Consider the following 15,760-nt stretch of genomic DNA (forward strand, 5'->3'; position numbering starts at 1 on the left):
TTATACATAATATTTAACGATTAAATGATTTTCAGCGGCTTTTTGTATTTAATTAAACAGTAAAAATTTGGAAGATCCCTGTTAAAAAAATACAGTTTTTAGGGATATAATTTTGTGTAAGGGTCAGTATAACCCGGTTTATTTCAATGTAGAAAGCATTCCCCGTAAATTAATTGCGTAGCAATATTGTAACTGTTGGTTCAGTTGTTGTCTCAAAATCAATAGAAATTATAGAAAATCTTTACATCAGGTTAATTCATTAAAAAGTTTATTATTTGCTTAACTTCAATTTCAAATCTCAATCGTAATATTACTTGATGTACATCAATAATTTATGTAGGTATTAGTATATTTTTGCACAGATTATTAATTATTTAAGCAAAATTTGAAATTGGTGTTAAGAAAAATTAACTTGACCTATTTTAAGGAAGTTTTGAGTAATCTATACAGCATTCAAACATAAGTTTTGTTAAAAAATCCTGAAATTGATTAATAACCTTAATAAATGATATACCTTTTGAATTTATACTGAGGTTTTAAACTTCGAGGTTCTTTTTTATTACATTCTAACCTTAACTTAAATTTTAAATAAAAATACTTAATCAATTGATTATTAATACTTTATTGATATTTTTTTTGCCTACATAAATATAAAGTAAAGTCTCATCCGTTGAAAAGCCAATTTATTAAGCTGCTTCAAATCGGCAATCAGCAATTCGGATTTTCCATTTGCATCAATTTCATAAACACCATTTACAAGTACTTCTTTTAGCGGATATTTTTCCATTTTTGGCAAATTATATGCGGACTTTTTAGATAACAAAGCTGTAGCGTGTTTCGGTAATTGCTCTGTTAAATCCGGTTTTAAAATGAGGTGCAGCCTGTTTGATTGGGAGATAAAAGCAGCATCGCCAAAAAAATAAAAACTAACTTAGCCGATGCTTCTTTTATGCACCAAATTTTAGTGGATAAAAGAAGCATCCAAATTGATTATACATGAAAAAAACAACTTTACTTGCTTTTACACTGTTTGCGGCGGCAACAATCTCCCGCGCGCAATTAAAACCGGTCGCTTATCAGGACGGAAACCAAAAACTGAACGGGTTCTCCATCAAACCACAAAACCCGACCCAAAACAAAGCCGGGATTTTGGTTTTGCCAGCCTGGATGGGGATTGATGCGCACGCCAAAGAAACGGCCGAAAACCTCTCTAAATTAGGGTATTATGCTTTTGTAGCGGATATTTACGGAGAAGGAAATTATCCGAAAAACACCAGCGATGCAGGTAAAATGGCCGGCATGTACAAAAAAGATTACAAAGCTTATCAGCACCGCATTGATTTGGCAATGCAGCAATTGATCAAAGCCGGGGCAGACCCTTCACGTTTGGCAGCAGTTGGTTTTTGTTTTGGCGGATCAGGTGTGCTGGAAATGGCGCGTGCCAATTTTCCGGTCCGGGGCGTGGTTTCTTTTCATGGCGGATTGGGCAAAGATACAAACCGGCCTACAGAAACGATCAGGCCGAAAGTTTTGGTTTGCCACGGTGCCAACGATCCATACGAACCGCAGGCTGAAGTACTGGCTTTTCAGCAGGAAATGCGCGATGCCAAGGCGGATTGGCAGATGATTTATTACGCCAATGCCGTGCACTCGTTTACCGACCCAAATGCCGGAAACGACAATTCTAAAGGCGCAGCTTACAATGAAAAAGCGGCAAAACACTCGTGGGAACACATGAAGCTGTTTTTAAACGAGCTTTTTGCAAGGTGATTCTTGCTTTTTGTATCAAAAAGAAACTTGTGGTTTATTCCAGAATTTTTCGATAATGTGAGCTGCACAAAGGCCTGTTTAAAATTCGGTCGAATGGATTATGGTGCTTCTTTTATGCCCTAAATTTTGCTTTTTAAATCGTTTCGAATTTAAAAAAACCTCTTTTACCACCAAATTTTAGGTGGTAAAAGAAGCATAGAAAATATATCGTACAAAATTTAAAAAGGTCTTAATAATAAGAAGTATTAAGGTTACTGTTTTTTTGCTCGGCCTGCTCAATAATCGAATAATCGGAAAGTACCAGCGCAGAGCCTTTTTTAACACATACATCGTGTTCAAAATGAACAGAAGGTTTTCCATCTGCCGTTCTCACCGTCCATCCGTCTTTATCGAAAAACACATCTTTTGTGCCGAGGTTAATCATTGGTTCTATGGCCAGCACAAGGTTTTCTTTAAGTAAAATACCACTTCCTTTTTTACCATAATTAGGTACCTGCGGCTCTTCGTGCATTTTTTCACCCAAGCCATGTCCAACAAAATCTTTCACCACGCCGTATCCGTGTTTTTGGTTATAATGCTGAATGACATAACCAATATCACCCAGGCGTTTGCCCACAACTGCTTCCTGAATCCCTTTAAACAGCGATTCTTTAGTGACTTTAACCAATTGCAAAATTTCCGGTTTTACCTCACCAACAACAAATGTATAGGCATGATCGCCATGAAATCGATTTTTGATCACCCCAACATCAACTGATATCAGGTCACCTTCCCGAAGCTCTTCTTTTCCGGGAAAACCATGGACCACCACATCATTTACAGAAGTGATAATGTGAAACGGGAACCCGTTATAATTGTAAAAAGATGGTACAGCACCATTGTCGAGAATAAATTCGTTTGCCAGTTTATCGATTGACAAGGTAGTTATCCCCGGTTTAAGCATGGCTGCAATTTCCGCCAAAGTCTGACTAACAAGTAAAGCACTGATTTGCATCAATTTAACCTGGTCGTCGGTTTTATATATAATCATTCAGTTTATTAGCTACTGGTAAAAAAATTCAATCAACAAATAAAATACAAAAAATGTTAAAAATAAAAAATCTCTCAAAAGTAATTTTTGGAGAGACACGTGCTTTACCATTATTTTTCTATAAACTTTTCCGGCAGATGCTTCTTTTAGCTACCAAATTTTGGCGGGTTTATTTACGCTTGGATTTTTCCCACGCGGCACTTTGCCGACCAAACAAATAGCGGAAAATCCCGGCGATCACGGCATAATTCATCACTCCGAAATAATACGGGATAAACAAAGCCTTGATTTTAATTTGTCGTTTTTCTAAAATCCAGCCTAGTAAAGCAGCCCCGTAAAACAAGATTTGGGCCGATAAAAACAGTTGATAAACCAGCAAATGCGTTTGTGCGGCAATATCGATGTTCAGGATCAATGCAGCGATCATCAGGAAAGGTACAACCGTCCAACGTAGCACGCGGTGACTGATATATTGGAACGAAAGCAGCGGCTGCTTAAACGGAAGCAGCAAACTTTTCAGCCAGATAATGGATTGCAAACCACCTGCCGCAATCCGGATTTTCCGTTTCAGTTCTTCTTTTATATTTGCAGAAGACGTTTCGGTAGCATACGCTTCCGGCTCATACACAATGCGATAACCTTTTTTGGCCACCAGCATCGAGATCATAAAATCATCAATAATACTGTTTGGGTGCACCGATTGGTACAATGCTTTTTTTACGCTGAACAATTCGCCTGCCGCGCCAACAATCGTATTCAGCTCAGAGTCCCACACTTTCAGCTTCGATTCATACTTCCAGTAAAAACCTTCCCCGGCCGTGGCATCTGCGTTTTCTTCGATATGAACGCGTTTTTCGCCGGCCACTGCGCCTACTTTCGGATCGGCATAATGCCGGCACAGTTTGACCAGCGCATCCGGGTTTAAGAATGTATTGGCATCTGTAAAAACCATTATTTCTGTTGTTACTGCACTTACGGCGCGTTGCACTGCGGCAATTTTGCCCAATCGGTTTGGCAAATGCATCAGTTTGATTTGCGGGTACAAACTGATGATTTCAGGTGTTTTATCCGTTGAGCCATCCGTGATGAACAAAAAACTGACCTTATCTTTCGGGTAATTCAGGGCCAGTGTGTTTTTGATTTTTTGTTCAATGAAATCTTCTTCATTATAGGCCGCTACAATCAGCGTGCAGCTTGGCAGATTTAAAATTTCTTCTGCATTGATGCTTCTTTTACCCCTAAAAATTTGGCGTAACTTTACCAAAAAAAACAAGACGATCCCGTAACCGATAAACGCGTAGAAGATGATAAATAAGCTGATCCAAAAAAATGCAATCATCTGATTTATACCGGATAACCTAAGTTATTGCTATTTTTTGGGTTGATCATGTTCCACCACACCGACCGGAACATCACCCAAACATAAGATAGTTTATTTTCGCGCAGATAGGCCAGGACATTACGCGGCAACACCAGCAAAGAAAAGTGCATGTAAAACACTATCCGCTTAAAAAACGGGGCATTGCGACGGATGTACAACAAGCGGTTGCGGTTCATAAAATAGGTTTTGAGCATACTGTTTTTACCCACCGAAACTGATTCTTTATGATAAATCACGGCCTGCATGTCCACCCAAATTTCATAACCGGCGCGCTTAAACTGGTCGCACCAGTCCAGTTCCTCATAATACAAAAAAAAGTTCTCGGCCATTAAACCGGCTTTTTTCAGGGCACATTTACGGACCATCATGGCCGCACCGTGGGCAAAACCGGTTTTTCCGGTGAGGTGATCGTACTGGCCGTTGTCTTTTTCAAACTGACCGATGCAGCGGTTGCGCGCACTATAATAATTCATGCTCGTAAAACCGGCATATTGCAGCGTGTCCGGTGCCTCGAAATATTTTATTTTTGGTGAAATGATGCCGATCTGCGGGTTTTTTTCCAGCCGATCTGCCAGTTCTCTAATCAATCCGGGCGTAATTTCCGTATCGTTATTGATCAAAAAAAGATAATCGCCGCAAGCCTGGCGGATACCCAGATTATTGCCTCCTGCAAAACCCAAATTTACTTCAGACCTTACAAAATAAGCCCAGGGAAACTTTGCTTTCCATGCCGGAACCGGATTTTCATAACTGCCGTTGTCCACCACAATCATCTGTATTTCAGCGTAATCGTTTTTATCTATGATGGATTTCAGCAACGCTTCGGTAACTTCAGGCTGATTATAATTTACAGTGATAACGGACACAAGGTGCATAAAAAAATAAGGCTTCACCCAAACATTTGGATAAAGCCTTATACGTAGCACAAAAAAAATCGGTCATGGAAAAATCACCCAACCAATACTGCTTTTATCAGCTTAAACTTTTAATTCACCTTCTACAGAATCATCCAGCGTTTTGCCGATAACCGCTCCGATGGCCATTTTTACAAAAGCAACGGCATTGCCATGTTTATTGTCCCAATAATAAGCTTCGGTCGGTTTAATGCTGATAACGCTAATGCGCGGGTCATCCACACCTTCGGTAAACCAGGTTTTCAGGATCGGTTCCCATAATTCCTTTATTTTTTGCTTATCGGCACTGATGCTTGCATTGCCATAAACGTTTAAAAAACCGGATTGATGGCTTTCCTGAAACAGCAAATGAACATGGTCATCCTGCTTGATTTCCTGATCTTTATGACTGTCGTTGCTGCTTAAAAACCAGAAAACACCTTCGTCGTCCACTTTTTGTACAGACATTGGCCGAACTGCCATTGCCGAACCGGTTTTGATATCCGTACAGAAAAAACACGATTTTGTGCCTTCTGCAATATCTTTCATTTTTTTTAACGCTTCCTCGCCAGATAGACTTTTTAAATTATCTTCCGGCTGGTTTTGATTAATGCTATCCATTTTTTTTGTTTGTTTGATGTATCAACAACAGGTTTTGGCCGCTTCGGTTTTGATCTATCAGGATAAAATCAATTGAAAATTATTAGGTTGATGCTGTTTTTATCGGCTAAAAATCAGGCTCTTTTTTCGATGTAACGTTTTAACGCCCGGATGATCGACTGCACAATTTCCTGCTGGCCCTTGGCAGAATTGAGGTATTTTTCTTCAATCGGGTTGTTGATAAAACCGGTTTCCACCAAAACAGAAGGCATTGCGCTGTGGGCCAGCACCAGCACGCCTTGTTCTTTTAAACCGATGATGTGGCGATGATCGGTTTTTTTAAACTCATGCAGCAGCAAATCTCCAAATAAAATACTTTGCTTGCGGTATTTTTGCATGTAAGCGTTCCAGATTATCATGTTTGTTGAGGCATCGCTGCCGTAATCCGTATATTTTTGCCTATAGTTTTTTTCTTTATAAATAGAAGCATTTTCACGGATGGCCTCCAATTGTTCGCCTTTGCGGTGATAACCGTAAACCAAAACCATTGCGCCGTTTTGCCTGGGCAGCGCACTATCTTCGGGCGATGAATTGCAGTGGATGGAAACAAACAGGTTGGCGTGGTTTTTATTGGCAATTTCAGAGCGTTGGTTCAGTTCGATAAAATGATCGCCGGTCCTCGTCATAATCACTTTTATATCAGGCAGTTCTGTTTGCAATTCTTTTTTTAGTTTTTTGCCGATGGAAAGGGCAACGTTTTTTTCCAGCGAAAAATCCCCATGCGCACCTGGGTCTTTCCCGCCGTGCCCGGGATCGATCACAATGGTTTTAAAACGAAAACCTGCTGTTTTTATCATACTTTTTTTCGGCGGAAAAAATGAATAAAATAAGCTGGCGATCAGTATGAAACCATTAAAAATCAATATTTTGGAGATTGAAAACATTTTAGATCAGCTATATTAAAGGCAGCAAAGTTAAAACTGTAATCCTTAAAAATTATTTTTGCCGTTGTTAAATCTGTTTTGGGCCAATTACTGTTGATGCTTCTTTTACCGGTATAAATTCGGCATCTCAGTCCTGGCCCAACTTTATACCGATAAAAGAAGCATTGATATTTTAATGAGCACCAAACCCTCCTACCTCAATTTTAACAAAGTGGCTTACGCCTGGCTGCCTGATGTGGATTATCGCCTGCACCCCGAGCAATACCGCGTGGGCAAGGGCGAGCAGGGCGTATTGATTTGCGAACCCTATAAAAGCGAGATCGGGCAGTTTTGGCGTTTTAAAACCCCTGAAATTGCAGCGGAAAGCAGCACCAAAATATATGCGCTTTTTTTGGATTATCTGCAAAAAGAAGAATTTGCAGGTGCCGATATGGCCCGAAAATATTTGCAGATGGGTTTTACACGGGCGCGCCGATATGCCAATTATAAAGGAGGCAAAAAATATGATCCGCAGCAGGATTACCAGCAATTAGAACGCGGTACCGGCGACCCGGAAAAAGCCCGGGCGGCTGCCATTTTCTATGAAAAATGGCAGCAAGCAGAAAATCTGCTTCTATATAAAACCCAAAAAATAAACTGGAAAAAAGCAAAAGGCTAAAACAAAACCACCGGTACAGAAATAAAAAGTGCCACTGTTACAAAAGCAACAGTAGCATCTTACGTAAACTAATTTCAAAAAATTAAATTATTGTACCAAACTCCACTCCGGCCGCTCATAATGGCAGGTATAACCATGCGGGTGTTTTTGCAGATAGTCCTGGTGCTCGGCTTCGGCATTCCAAAAATCACCTGCCGACACTATTTCTGTTACAATTTTTCCAGGCCATTTACCGGAAGCTTCCATTTCTGCTATCAAAGCTTTGGCCGTATCGCTCTGTGCTTCGTTCATAAAAAATATAGCTGAACGGTAAGACATGCCAACATCGTTCCCTTGTCTGTTCCGGGTGGTTGGGTTATGTATCTGGAAAAAATATTCGAGCAACTTACGGTAAGATAGTTTTGCCGGGTCAAAAACGATTTCAATACCTTCTGCATGTGTGCCGTGGTTGCGGTACGTGGCGTTTGGAACATCACCGCCTGTATATCCTACAATTGTAGAAATTACGCCGGGCTGATGCCTGAACAATTCTTCTACTCCCCAAAAACATCCTCCTGCTAAAATGGCTTTTTCAGTATCCATATAATTTTTGTTTGATTTTAAATTTGATATGTGTTACAACAGGCAGTCAAGTCTAAATGTTTACGGTTATTGAAAGAGGATAAATCTCCTAATTTAGTTTTAAAGCGATATTTTTTTTACCAAAAAATCATTGATAAAAAGTGCACCAACAGTTTTTACCAGATATAAAATTTATGCTGTAAAAAGTGTTAAAACAAACAAGCCTGTAATCTTTTCAGTTACAGGCTTTTGTGGAGTTGTTGTTTTGCTCAGTGATCCCGCTGGGATTCGAACCCAGGACCCCAACATTAAAAGTGTTATGCTCTACCAGCTGAGCTACGGAATCATTTAACGTTTCCGTTAAAGTGGTGCAAATATAGAAGTTTTGCTAATTGCCAGCAAGGAATAAATTGAATTATTTTTCAGATCAAACTAACTGCTTTACAATCAGCTTAATGATTTATTAACCTGGCAATTTTACCTTTATCACCTGCCAGCAAAATCAAATTTCCATGTTTTGCTTTCTGGCAAACATTAAAACTGACTTGATCAATTTGTTTCCAGGTTTTACCGCCATCAACACTAATGTTACTACCTGAGGTTCCGGTGGACAAAAAAGTTTGATGATCCAGATAGATTACACAAGATTGAAAACCCGAAGGGATATTTCCGGCTGGTTGATAATGGTTCAACTTACGTTTTATATCGTAATATTTACTGTCGTAATTGCAAGTTGTAGAATCTACTTTTTTGTTTTGCTGATAATCGCCCCCAACAACAACTACGTTATGCTCTCCAAAAGCGATAGAAAATGCACCCTGACTGGCCTGACCATAAGCAACAGGTACATTTTCTGTTAGCCAGTTTTTGGATTTAACACTAAGCAAAACCCTGGCAGCACTACCACCGGTAACTATTACAAGGTTACCACGCTTTTTAATTACCTGCAAACAAGTTCCGCTGGCGGCAAAAGCAGCCTCATTTGGCAAGGCATCCGGCAAGTTTGGCATTACTTTCCAACTGCTTCCAAAATCATGGGTTTCCAACAGCAAAAATTTTTGATTGATCGGATCACCTAAAACATAGCCATTTTTGGCATCTGCAAAATCCATTGCATCCAAAAAATACGCTTTGTCATCATTTCGATAAACTACTTTCCAGTTTGCGCCCGCATCAATGGTTTTCAAAATCAAAGCTGGCGTACCCGAACTCATGATGATAGCTTCTTTGGCAGAAAATGCTTCCACATCCCTGAAATCGCTCTTTTCAAAACCTTTTACCTGTTGCCACGTCCAGGTTTTACCGCCGTTTGTGCTGATGGCAACGTGACCTTTGCTGCCGCTCAGCCAGGCCACCTGATCGTTTACTATGGATAAACCACGGACGCTGCTTGCTGTATCTTGTTGTAATAATTGTATGGTTTGAGCCTGACAATCAGCACAAAACCAATAGAACAACAAAACTACAAAACAGTATTTTTTCATGCCGATGAAAGTAAACATTCGTTTTTTTAAGCTGAGGGTTGTATTGATTATAATTTTGCCGGGCAAAATACAGATTTTATTAAACGCATATCTGCGAAAGGTTTATATTTGCAGTCCGCCTGCTTTAAAGGATACTGTTTTTACAGCCTATTTTTTTGAGTTGAAAAATGCCCATGTGGCGAAATTGGTAAACGTTGCGGTCTCAGAAGCCGTTGAGAATTGTCTCTTGAGAGTTCGAGTCTCTCCGTGGGCACCAATAAAAACCTGTAAATTAAGCATTTACAGGTTTTTTATTTTACAGCAGATGCTTCTTTTATCTGCTTTTTTTAAATAAAGAATTTATCATTTGTCCTTTAGTTTTTGCAAGCATTCACAACCGAATTTCCTACAAAACTTTAACCTTTTCTTAACAATTACGTTCAACAACAAACTTAAATTTGTGATAGATGAGTTCGTTAAAACAGCAATTGGACACCAGCCTCAAAGCCAACTTTTTTTATTGGCTTGGCGTTATTGCCGGTCTGCTGTTTTTATTAATTTCTGTGATTTATTTATCCTGATTTTTACCCGGTAAAAATAGCATCATACCAATTTTATCTCCTTCTTTTCTGCTAGAGCGCAATGGTTCAGACAAAAAAATAATAGGCAAAAACAGCATCAGTTTTTAGCTTAAACTGATGAAAAAGTACAGGTAAAAGAAGCATTCCTGAATTCAGCCTAAAACTAAAAATCCTGCCGTTGCGGGCAGGATTTGCTGTTATTGTTTCACATAATATTTCATTGCCTCGGGTATACGTGCCTGAAGATTGGCAATCCGGGTGGCATCTGCCGGGTGCGTACTTAAAAATTCAGGCTGTTGCTGCCCGTTGCCTTGCGCAGCCATGCGTTGCCAAAAAGTTAAAGCATTGTGCGGATCGTAACCGGCCATGGCCATAAAAGTTAAACCTAAACGATCGGCTTCCGTTTCCTGTGCACGACTGTAATGCAGGATAAAAAGCTGGCCACCAACACCATATAACTGATTAACAGCAGCTTGCGTTGCAGATGAAGCACCACCGGAAAGTACGCCAACTGCACTACCAGCACCCTGTACCAGCATCTGCCGGGAAATTGCTTCTGCAGAATGTTTGGCTATAGCGTGGCCGATTTCATGGCCCATTACCGTTGCCAAGCCAGCATCATCTTTGGTGATGGGCAAAATACCGCTGTAAACGGCAACTTTCCCGCCGGGCATACACCAGGCATTAATTTCTTTACTTTCGATCAGGTTAAATTCCCACTTAAAGTTATATTGATCGGCATAACCGTTTGCTTTTAAGTAACGCTCTATGGCAGCAGCCAATTTATTTCCGATACGCTTAACCCGCTGTGCATCAGTAGAGTTGTTAATTACTTTTGTTTTCGGGTCTGATAAAAGCTGACTATAACTTTGTGCTGCGGATTGATTTACTTCGGCATCGCTCACGGCTATAAACTGCTTGCGGCCCGTAATCGGCACACTGGAACAAGAGTTAAATAAAATTGTAGATGCTAATAAAATAGCGGTATATAGATTCTTCATAGCTCTTTTAAACTGCTTTTTTCTTAAAAAAGTTTACTTTGGATTCTTTTCCTTTCATCAAACGCTCAATATTTTTTTGATGCGTAACTAAAATCAACACACAAATACACATTCCATAAACGATAATGGAACGGATGGAAACATGGAAAACAAAGATAATACTCAGCGGAAAAGTAAAACCTGCAGCAATAGAACTGAGCGATACATAACGGGTTATCAGCAAAACCAGTATAAAAACCAAAATGCAAAGCAACGATGCCTGAACATGCACGGCCAAAATCATCCCGGTTAGGGTTGCAATGCCTTTTCCGCCCCGAAAACCAGCAAATATTGGAAATAAATGCCCCATCACCGCAGTAATGCCCAAAGCCAGCTGATAATTCACAAATTGAACCGAATGGTGCGGGCCGGTTATGGATAAACCGATAAAATAAGCCAGGTTGGTGGCTGTCCAGCCTTTTAAAATATCAATCAGCATTACCGGAATACCGGCTTTTTTACCCAGGACCCGGAAAGTATTGGTGGCCCCGGCGTTTCCGCTGCCGTATTCGCGGACATCAATGCCATAAAAGTATTTTCCGATCCATACCGCAGAAGGAATAGAACCCAATAAATAAGCCAGAAGCAGTGCCCAAACCGAGTATATAGATATCATCTCAATGCAATGATAACAAAATTGCTTTGGAGGCTGTTTTTATTTGCATAAAAATCCTCATTACACTGCTTTCAAACTCAAATCCAGACTTTTTACAGAATGCGTTAACGCGCCGGACGATATATAATCCACACCGGTTTTGGCATACTCGGCAATGTTTTCCTGTGTGATACCGCCCGAAGCTTCGGTTATATATTGATGATTGAGTAGCTTTACCGCTTCTTTTAACTGATTGGGGGAAAAATTATCCAGTAAAATCCGGTCGGCACCGCCTTCGTCAATTACCTGCTGCAACTCGGCCATATTGCGCACTTCAATTTCAATCTGCAAATCCTTATGCTGATCCTGCAAATACCGGCGTGCTGTTTTTATCGCCTGTTTTATGCCGCCTGCATAATCAACGTGGTTGTCTTTAATCAAAATCATATCGTACAAACCAAAACGATGGTTTACGCCGCCGCCAATGCGCACGGCCCATTTTTCGAGGTAACGCAAACCTGGTGTAGTTTTGCGGGTATCCAGCAGTTTTACGCCGCTACCTTTAATCATTTCTGTAATTTGACGGGTTTTTGTAGCAATGCCCGACATCCGCTGCATACAATTCAGCACCAGCCGCTCAGCTTTCAGGATGCTTTGCGCACTGCCTTCTACATAAAAAGCAATATCACCAGTTTGTATCGATGCACCGTCATGCAGCAAAACTTCGGTTTTTAGCCCTGCATCAACTTTGGCAAAAATCTGCAAGGCCAGTTCCACGCCCGCCAGGATCCCTGCTTCTTTTACCAGTAATTTTGCTTTGCCTTTAGCCGTTGCCGGGATGGTTGCCAATGAGGTATGATCGCCGTCGCCAACATCTTCCGCCAGTGCCAGGTCTATAAATTGATTGATCAGGTTTAAATCCAATGATTTTGATTTTAAAGGATCAAAAGTAATTAATTAACACAATTTACGGTCCTTTTTCTGTCTCGATGCGCAATTCGGTCATCTCCTGGTTACCATTTGTAATTTTGATTGAATAAGAAACCCGAAAATTTCCGCCGGAAGTTTTTAATTGAGCAACCGCAAAAATCAGGCTTGGGTTACTGTCCATCCGATGGATGATTTTTACGGCCACCGGTTTATTGGTGCTAAAAAAAGTATTCAACTGGCTTTCTGCAACTGCTTTGCTAACTGTTTTTTCATCACCTAAAATACTCAGCTCTAAGTTATTAGAACACAGTTTTCCGAGTTCATGCGCCTGGCCTAGCTGTAATAAAGCCGCCACCCGATCTGTCTGATCTGCCAAAAAAGTAGTGCTAAAAGAAGCAATCAACAGCAAAATGATCATATTATTTTTCATGATGATTTGTTTATGAATACCTGTTTACGTATAAAAATACAAAAAATTGGCATAAACTGATTATACTGTTCTTTATTCAAATCCTTTGGCCGATTATTATATTTGCGCCGTGGAAAAAAACAAAAAAGTTGCCCTCTTGATTTTAGATGGCTGGGGATACGGAACCCAAGATCAATCCAACGCAATTCTGGCTGCCAAAACGCCATTTTTTAATTACCTGCGCGAAAATTATCCGAACTCAACATTGGAAGCATCGGGCGAAGCGGTTGGTTTACCGGCCGGACAAATGGGCAACTCGGAAGTTGGCCACATGAATCTCGGTGCCGGCCGCGTGGTATATCAGGAGTTGGGCCGCATCCACAAAGCGATTGCAGATGGTGATTTTTTTCAAAACCCCGTTCTCACCCAGGCTTTTGAATACGCGCGTCAAAACAACAAATCGGTTCATTTTATGGGTTTGCTTTCTGATGGCGGCGTGCACGCACATACCAATCATTTGCGGGCTTTGTGCGATATGAGCCAGCAATATCATCTGCAAAAAGTGTTTATTCATGCTTTTATGGATGGCCGCGATACCGATCCGAATTCGGGTTTTGCTTATTTAGAAAAACTGGAAGAATACATCAAAAAAACACCGGTAAAAACAGCATCTGCCATTGGCCGCTATTATGCCATGGACCGCGATAACCGCTGGGAACGCGTAAAATTAGCTTATGATTTATTGGTGAACGGCATTGGAGAACCTGTTGATAATCTGGCTGATGCCGTGCGGGATTCTTATGCAGATGGTATAACGGACGAGTTTATAAAACCGATAATTAAGGTTGATGCCGATAATAATCCGGTTGCTGTTGTTCAGGAAGATGATGTGGTGATCTGCTTTAACTTCCGGACAGACCGCGGCCGGGAAATCACTTCGGCCTTGACCCAAAAAGCTTTCCCGGAGCAAAACATGCACCCGCTGAAGCTAAAATACATCACCATGACTTCGTATGACGAAAGTTTTAAAAACATAGATGTGGTTTTTACCAAAGATGATCTGGTGAATACTTTGGGCGAGATTTTGCAGTACGCCGGCAAAAACCAGATCCGGATTGCAGAAACTGAAAAATATCCGCACGTTACGTTTTTCTTCTCCGGAGGAAGGGAAAAAGAATTTGCCAACGAAAAACGCCTGCTGGTGCCTTCACCAAAAGTGGCCACTTATGATCTGCAGCCCGAAATGAGTGCCGAAGGGATCAAAGATCTGATTATCCCGGAACTGGAAAGCGGCTGGCCGGATTTTATCTGCCTAAACTTTGCCAACCCGGACATGGTTGGCCACACCGGTGTTTTTGAAGCGGTGGTAAAAGCCGTGGAAACGGTGGATGCCTGCGTAAAACAAGTGGTAGAAACCGGCATCAGGCACAATTATGCGTTTATCATCATTGCAGATCATGGCAATGCGGATTACATGGTGAACACAGATGGATCGCCAAATACGGCACACACAACTAACCTGGTTCCCTGTATTCTGGTGAACACGGATTATACGGAAGTGAAATCCGGAAAACTTGGCGATATTGCACCAACGGTTTTAAAACTGCTGGGCGTAGAAATCCCTGCTGAAATGACCGGAAATGTTTTGGTATAAAAGTTTGATTTTCAGGTTTATAGTGATTGGTTTTGTGTTGGGCCTGGTTTCCTGCAAACCTGATATCCGGCAAAACGAAACTTCTTACTTCAACCTGAAAAATTACTTTAGCGGGGAAGCAAAAAAGTTGAGCAAAGCTGATTTTAAGGTGCTAAAAACAGTATCCCGCAACGGCGTAACAGAAACCAAAAAGCTGAAGATTGAAAACTGGCCGCAGGAATTATCTGTTTTTTCTGAATCGGATATTAACAAACCTTCCTGGAAAAACAGTTATAAAACAAGCGTTTCCGGCAATTTAACCATTTATAAAGCTTTAGAACCTGATTTGAAAACACAGGAAATCATCCTGAAAAAAGCTGGCGACAAGATTGCCTGCCTGATGATTTTTAATGTGGTGGACAACAAGTTATTTCAGACCAGGGAAAAACTAACTTATTATCCGGATTCGCTTTACCTGATCCGCAGAAAACAACACGTCCGCTTTTTAGGGACGAATGATTACCTGATTGAAGGAATACTGAAATAGGCTATTATTTCCGGCGGGACATTTTGTCTAATTGTTCTTTGGATAATTCCAGCAGGGAAGTTACATCGCGGCGGGAAGGATCAGCATCCAAAACCTTTTGAAAATCTGCAATGGAAGCTTTAAAAGCGTTGGCCGCGCGGTTCCGGTCATAGTAACCAGTGTTTTTTGTAAGCTTAAAAGAACCGTAATCTTTATATGCAATGCCGCGGTTTTGATAATAACGGATTTGTGCCTGATCTAAAGAAGCGGCTTTGGTAAAATCTAAAATCGAACCTAAAAAGTATTTCTCCTTTTCGGCAGCAGAAACCGAATTTTCGATGGCCAAATGCCCTTTTGCCCTAGCCCGATAATAATAAGCTGAAGCATCGGCAGGTTTTACAGCTATTAATTTAGTATAAGCTGCAATGGATTTTTTATAGCTGTCGCAATGATAATACGAATAACCCAGCATCCACAGCGCGTTGGCATTGGTAGAATCGGTGATGCAGGCTTTTTCTAAACTGGTAACGGCATTTTTAAAATCACCATCAAACAAAGCTTTTTGTCCGATCCGGATGTAAGCATTTTGCGCATGAATGTTTTCAAGCGAAGTAAAAATCAGCAACCCTAAAACAAAACTGTATTTCATTTACAAAAGCGCAACGTGATCCAATTATAACCAAAACAGGATTTTCAAAAAAATATTGTTGTTGATTTTAACAAAATATTAACAATCCTGATTTTAT

17 protein-coding genes and 2 tRNA genes are annotated in these 15,760 nt (G+C 40.6%); 5 read left to right on the forward strand and 14 right to left on the reverse strand.

Annotated elements, in window-relative coordinates:
- Positions 1-640: 640 nt before the first annotated feature.
- Positions 641-787 carry a hypothetical protein gene (locus tag ACOFKR_RS11805; protein WP_419801005.1) on the reverse strand — a complete coding sequence of 49 codons (147 nt, stop codon included), beginning with the start codon at positions 785-787 and terminating at the stop codon, positions 641-643.
- A 209-nt stretch (positions 788-996) separates the two neighbouring features.
- On the opposite strand from ACOFKR_RS11805, the gene ACOFKR_RS11810 reads away from it, so the two are divergent.
- Positions 997-1,770 (forward strand): dienelactone hydrolase family protein, encoded by a 774-nt coding sequence (locus tag ACOFKR_RS11810; protein ID WP_419801006.1) that lies wholly within the window; start codon positions 997-999, stop codon positions 1,768-1,770.
- A 229-nt stretch (positions 1,771-1,999) separates the two neighbouring features.
- Here ACOFKR_RS11810 and map read toward each other — a convergent pair whose 3' ends face one another.
- The 5 genes from map to ACOFKR_RS11835 form a co-directional block, all read right to left on the reverse strand.
- The gene (gene map, locus ACOFKR_RS11815) at positions 2,000-2,800 is read right to left on the reverse strand and encodes a type I methionyl aminopeptidase (protein ID WP_419801007.1); all 801 of its coding nucleotides are present in this window, start codon (positions 2,798-2,800) and stop codon (positions 2,000-2,002) included.
- 169 nt (positions 2,801-2,969) lie between these two features.
- On the reverse strand, positions 2,970-4,139 hold the full coding sequence (locus tag ACOFKR_RS11820) for a glycosyltransferase family 2 protein (protein ID WP_419801008.1): 1,170 nt from the start codon (positions 4,137-4,139) through the stop codon (positions 2,970-2,972).
- A 5-nt stretch (positions 4,140-4,144) separates the two neighbouring features.
- The gene (locus ACOFKR_RS11825) at positions 4,145-5,056 is read right to left on the reverse strand and encodes a glycosyltransferase family 2 protein (protein ID WP_419801009.1); all 912 of its coding nucleotides are present in this window, start codon (positions 5,054-5,056) and stop codon (positions 4,145-4,147) included.
- 102 nt (positions 5,057-5,158) lie between these two features.
- Positions 5,159-5,695 carry a pyridoxamine 5'-phosphate oxidase family protein gene (locus ACOFKR_RS11830; protein WP_419801010.1) on the reverse strand — a complete coding sequence of 179 codons (537 nt, stop codon included), beginning with the start codon at positions 5,693-5,695 and terminating at the stop codon, positions 5,159-5,161.
- A 113-nt stretch (positions 5,696-5,808) separates the two neighbouring features.
- Positions 5,809-6,531 carry an N-acetylmuramoyl-L-alanine amidase family protein gene (locus ACOFKR_RS11835; RefSeq protein WP_419801011.1) on the reverse strand — a complete coding sequence of 241 codons (723 nt, stop codon included), beginning with the start codon at positions 6,529-6,531 and terminating at the stop codon, positions 5,809-5,811.
- A 262-nt stretch (positions 6,532-6,793) separates the two neighbouring features.
- On the opposite strand from ACOFKR_RS11835, the gene ACOFKR_RS11840 reads away from it, so the two are divergent.
- The gene (locus tag ACOFKR_RS11840) at positions 6,794-7,276 is read left to right on the forward strand and encodes a DUF4385 domain-containing protein (RefSeq protein ID WP_419801012.1); all 483 of its coding nucleotides are present in this window, start codon (positions 6,794-6,796) and stop codon (positions 7,274-7,276) included.
- An 87-nt stretch (positions 7,277-7,363) separates the two neighbouring features.
- Here the strand turns inward: ACOFKR_RS11840 and msrA are convergent, their stop codons facing one another.
- The 3 genes from msrA to ACOFKR_RS11855 form a co-directional block, all read right to left on the reverse strand.
- A complete protein-coding gene (gene msrA / locus ACOFKR_RS11845) occupies positions 7,364-7,858 on the reverse strand; it encodes a peptide-methionine (S)-S-oxide reductase MsrA (RefSeq protein WP_419801013.1) in 495 nt (164 codons plus the stop codon).
- Positions 7,859-8,110: 252 nt separating this feature from the next.
- Positions 8,111-8,183, reverse strand: a tRNA-Lys gene (locus ACOFKR_RS11850).
- A gap of 106 nt (positions 8,184-8,289) precedes the next feature.
- On the reverse strand, positions 8,290-9,321 hold the full coding sequence (locus ACOFKR_RS11855) for a WD40/YVTN/BNR-like repeat-containing protein (RefSeq protein ID WP_419801014.1): 1,032 nt from the start codon (positions 9,319-9,321) through the stop codon (positions 8,290-8,292).
- Between the two features lie 169 nt (positions 9,322-9,490).
- Here ACOFKR_RS11855 and ACOFKR_RS11860 point away from each other — a divergent pair.
- Positions 9,491-9,577, forward strand: a tRNA-Leu gene (locus tag ACOFKR_RS11860).
- A gap of 501 nt (positions 9,578-10,078) precedes the next feature.
- Here the strand turns inward: ACOFKR_RS11860 and ACOFKR_RS11865 are convergent.
- The 4 genes from ACOFKR_RS11865 to ACOFKR_RS11880 are packed head-to-tail and all read right to left on the reverse strand — an operon-like array spanning position 10,079 to position 12,876.
- On the reverse strand, positions 10,079-10,882 hold the full coding sequence (locus tag ACOFKR_RS11865; RefSeq protein WP_419801015.1) for a M48 family metallopeptidase: 804 nt from the start codon (positions 10,880-10,882) through the stop codon (positions 10,079-10,081).
- Positions 10,883-10,889: 7 nt separating this feature from the next.
- Complete coding sequence (plsY, locus tag ACOFKR_RS11870; RefSeq protein ID WP_419801016.1) at positions 10,890-11,537, reverse strand: glycerol-3-phosphate 1-O-acyltransferase PlsY; 648 nt, start codon at positions 11,535-11,537, stop codon at positions 10,890-10,892.
- A gap of 60 nt (positions 11,538-11,597) precedes the next feature.
- Entirely contained in the window at positions 11,598-12,440 is an 843-nt protein-coding gene (gene nadC / locus ACOFKR_RS11875) for a carboxylating nicotinate-nucleotide diphosphorylase (protein WP_419801017.1), read from the reverse strand.
- A 43-nt stretch (positions 12,441-12,483) separates the two neighbouring features.
- Complete coding sequence (locus ACOFKR_RS11880) at positions 12,484-12,876, reverse strand: DUF4783 domain-containing protein (protein WP_419801018.1); 393 nt, start codon at positions 12,874-12,876, stop codon at positions 12,484-12,486.
- A gap of 109 nt (positions 12,877-12,985) precedes the next feature.
- Between ACOFKR_RS11880 and gpmI the strand changes: the two genes are divergently transcribed.
- Complete coding sequence (gene gpmI, locus ACOFKR_RS11885; protein WP_419801019.1) at positions 12,986-14,509, forward strand: 2,3-bisphosphoglycerate-independent phosphoglycerate mutase; 1,524 nt, start codon at positions 12,986-12,988, stop codon at positions 14,507-14,509.
- Positions 14,496-15,035 carry a hypothetical protein gene (locus tag ACOFKR_RS11890; protein ID WP_419801020.1) on the forward strand — a complete coding sequence of 180 codons (540 nt, stop codon included), beginning with the start codon at positions 14,496-14,498 and terminating at the stop codon, positions 15,033-15,035. The genes gpmI and ACOFKR_RS11890 overlap by 14 nt, the downstream gene beginning before the upstream one ends.
- A 4-nt stretch (positions 15,036-15,039) precedes the next feature.
- Here the strand turns inward: ACOFKR_RS11890 and ACOFKR_RS11895 are convergent, their stop codons facing one another.
- Positions 15,040-15,663 (reverse strand): tetratricopeptide repeat protein, encoded by a 624-nt coding sequence (locus ACOFKR_RS11895; protein ID WP_419801021.1) that lies wholly within the window; start codon positions 15,661-15,663, stop codon positions 15,040-15,042.
- Positions 15,664-15,760 lie beyond the last annotated feature (97 nt).

This window comes from Mucilaginibacter sp. (genome assembly GCF_965201005.1).
Lineage (GTDB): Bacteria > Bacteroidota > Bacteroidia > Sphingobacteriales > Sphingobacteriaceae > Mucilaginibacter_A.

What these genes read in the sequence shown, in the direction of transcription:
- map (WP_419801007.1), bottom strand. Translation starts at nt 2,800, where the DNA reads ATGATTATATATAAAACCGACGACCAGGTTAAATTGATGCAAATCAGT.
- ACOFKR_RS11855 (WP_419801014.1), bottom strand. Translation starts at nt 9,321, where the DNA reads ATGAAAAAATACTGTTTTGTAGTTTTGTTGTTCTATTGGTTTTGTGCT.
- ACOFKR_RS11895 (WP_419801021.1), bottom strand. Translation starts at nt 15,663, where the DNA reads ATGAAATACAGTTTTGTTTTAGGGTTGCTGATTTTTACTTCGCTTGAA.
- ACOFKR_RS11840 (WP_419801012.1), top strand. Translation starts at nt 6,794, where the DNA reads ATGAGCACCAAACCCTCCTACCTCAATTTTAACAAAGTGGCTTACGCC.
- ACOFKR_RS11865 (WP_419801015.1), bottom strand. Translation starts at nt 10,882, where the DNA reads ATGAAGAATCTATATACCGCTATTTTATTAGCATCTACAATTTTATTT.
- ACOFKR_RS11880 (WP_419801018.1), bottom strand. Translation starts at nt 12,876, where the DNA reads ATGAAAAATAATATGATCATTTTGCTGTTGATTGCTTCTTTTAGCACT.
- ACOFKR_RS11835 (WP_419801011.1), bottom strand. Translation starts at nt 6,531, where the DNA reads ATGATAAAAACAGCAGGTTTTCGTTTTAAAACCATTGTGATCGATCCC.
- plsY (WP_419801016.1), bottom strand. Translation starts at nt 11,537, where the DNA reads ATGATATCTATATACTCGGTTTGGGCACTGCTTCTGGCTTATTTATTG.
- ACOFKR_RS11825 (WP_419801009.1), bottom strand. Translation starts at nt 5,056, where the DNA reads ATGCACCTTGTGTCCGTTATCACTGTAAATTATAATCAGCCTGAAGTT.
- ACOFKR_RS11810 (WP_419801006.1), top strand. Translation starts at nt 997, where the DNA reads ATGAAAAAAACAACTTTACTTGCTTTTACACTGTTTGCGGCGGCAACA.
- ACOFKR_RS11820 (WP_419801008.1), bottom strand. Translation starts at nt 4,139, where the DNA reads ATGATTGCATTTTTTTGGATCAGCTTATTTATCATCTTCTACGCGTTT.
- ACOFKR_RS11805 (WP_419801005.1), bottom strand. Translation starts at nt 787, where the DNA reads ATGGAAAAATATCCGCTAAAAGAAGTACTTGTAAATGGTGTTTATGAA.
- ACOFKR_RS11890 (WP_419801020.1), top strand. Translation starts at nt 14,496, where the DNA reads ATGTTTTGGTATAAAAGTTTGATTTTCAGGTTTATAGTGATTGGTTTT.
- ACOFKR_RS11830 (WP_419801010.1), bottom strand. Translation starts at nt 5,695, where the DNA reads ATGGATAGCATTAATCAAAACCAGCCGGAAGATAATTTAAAAAGTCTA.
- msrA (WP_419801013.1), bottom strand. Translation starts at nt 7,858, where the DNA reads ATGGATACTGAAAAAGCCATTTTAGCAGGAGGATGTTTTTGGGGAGTA.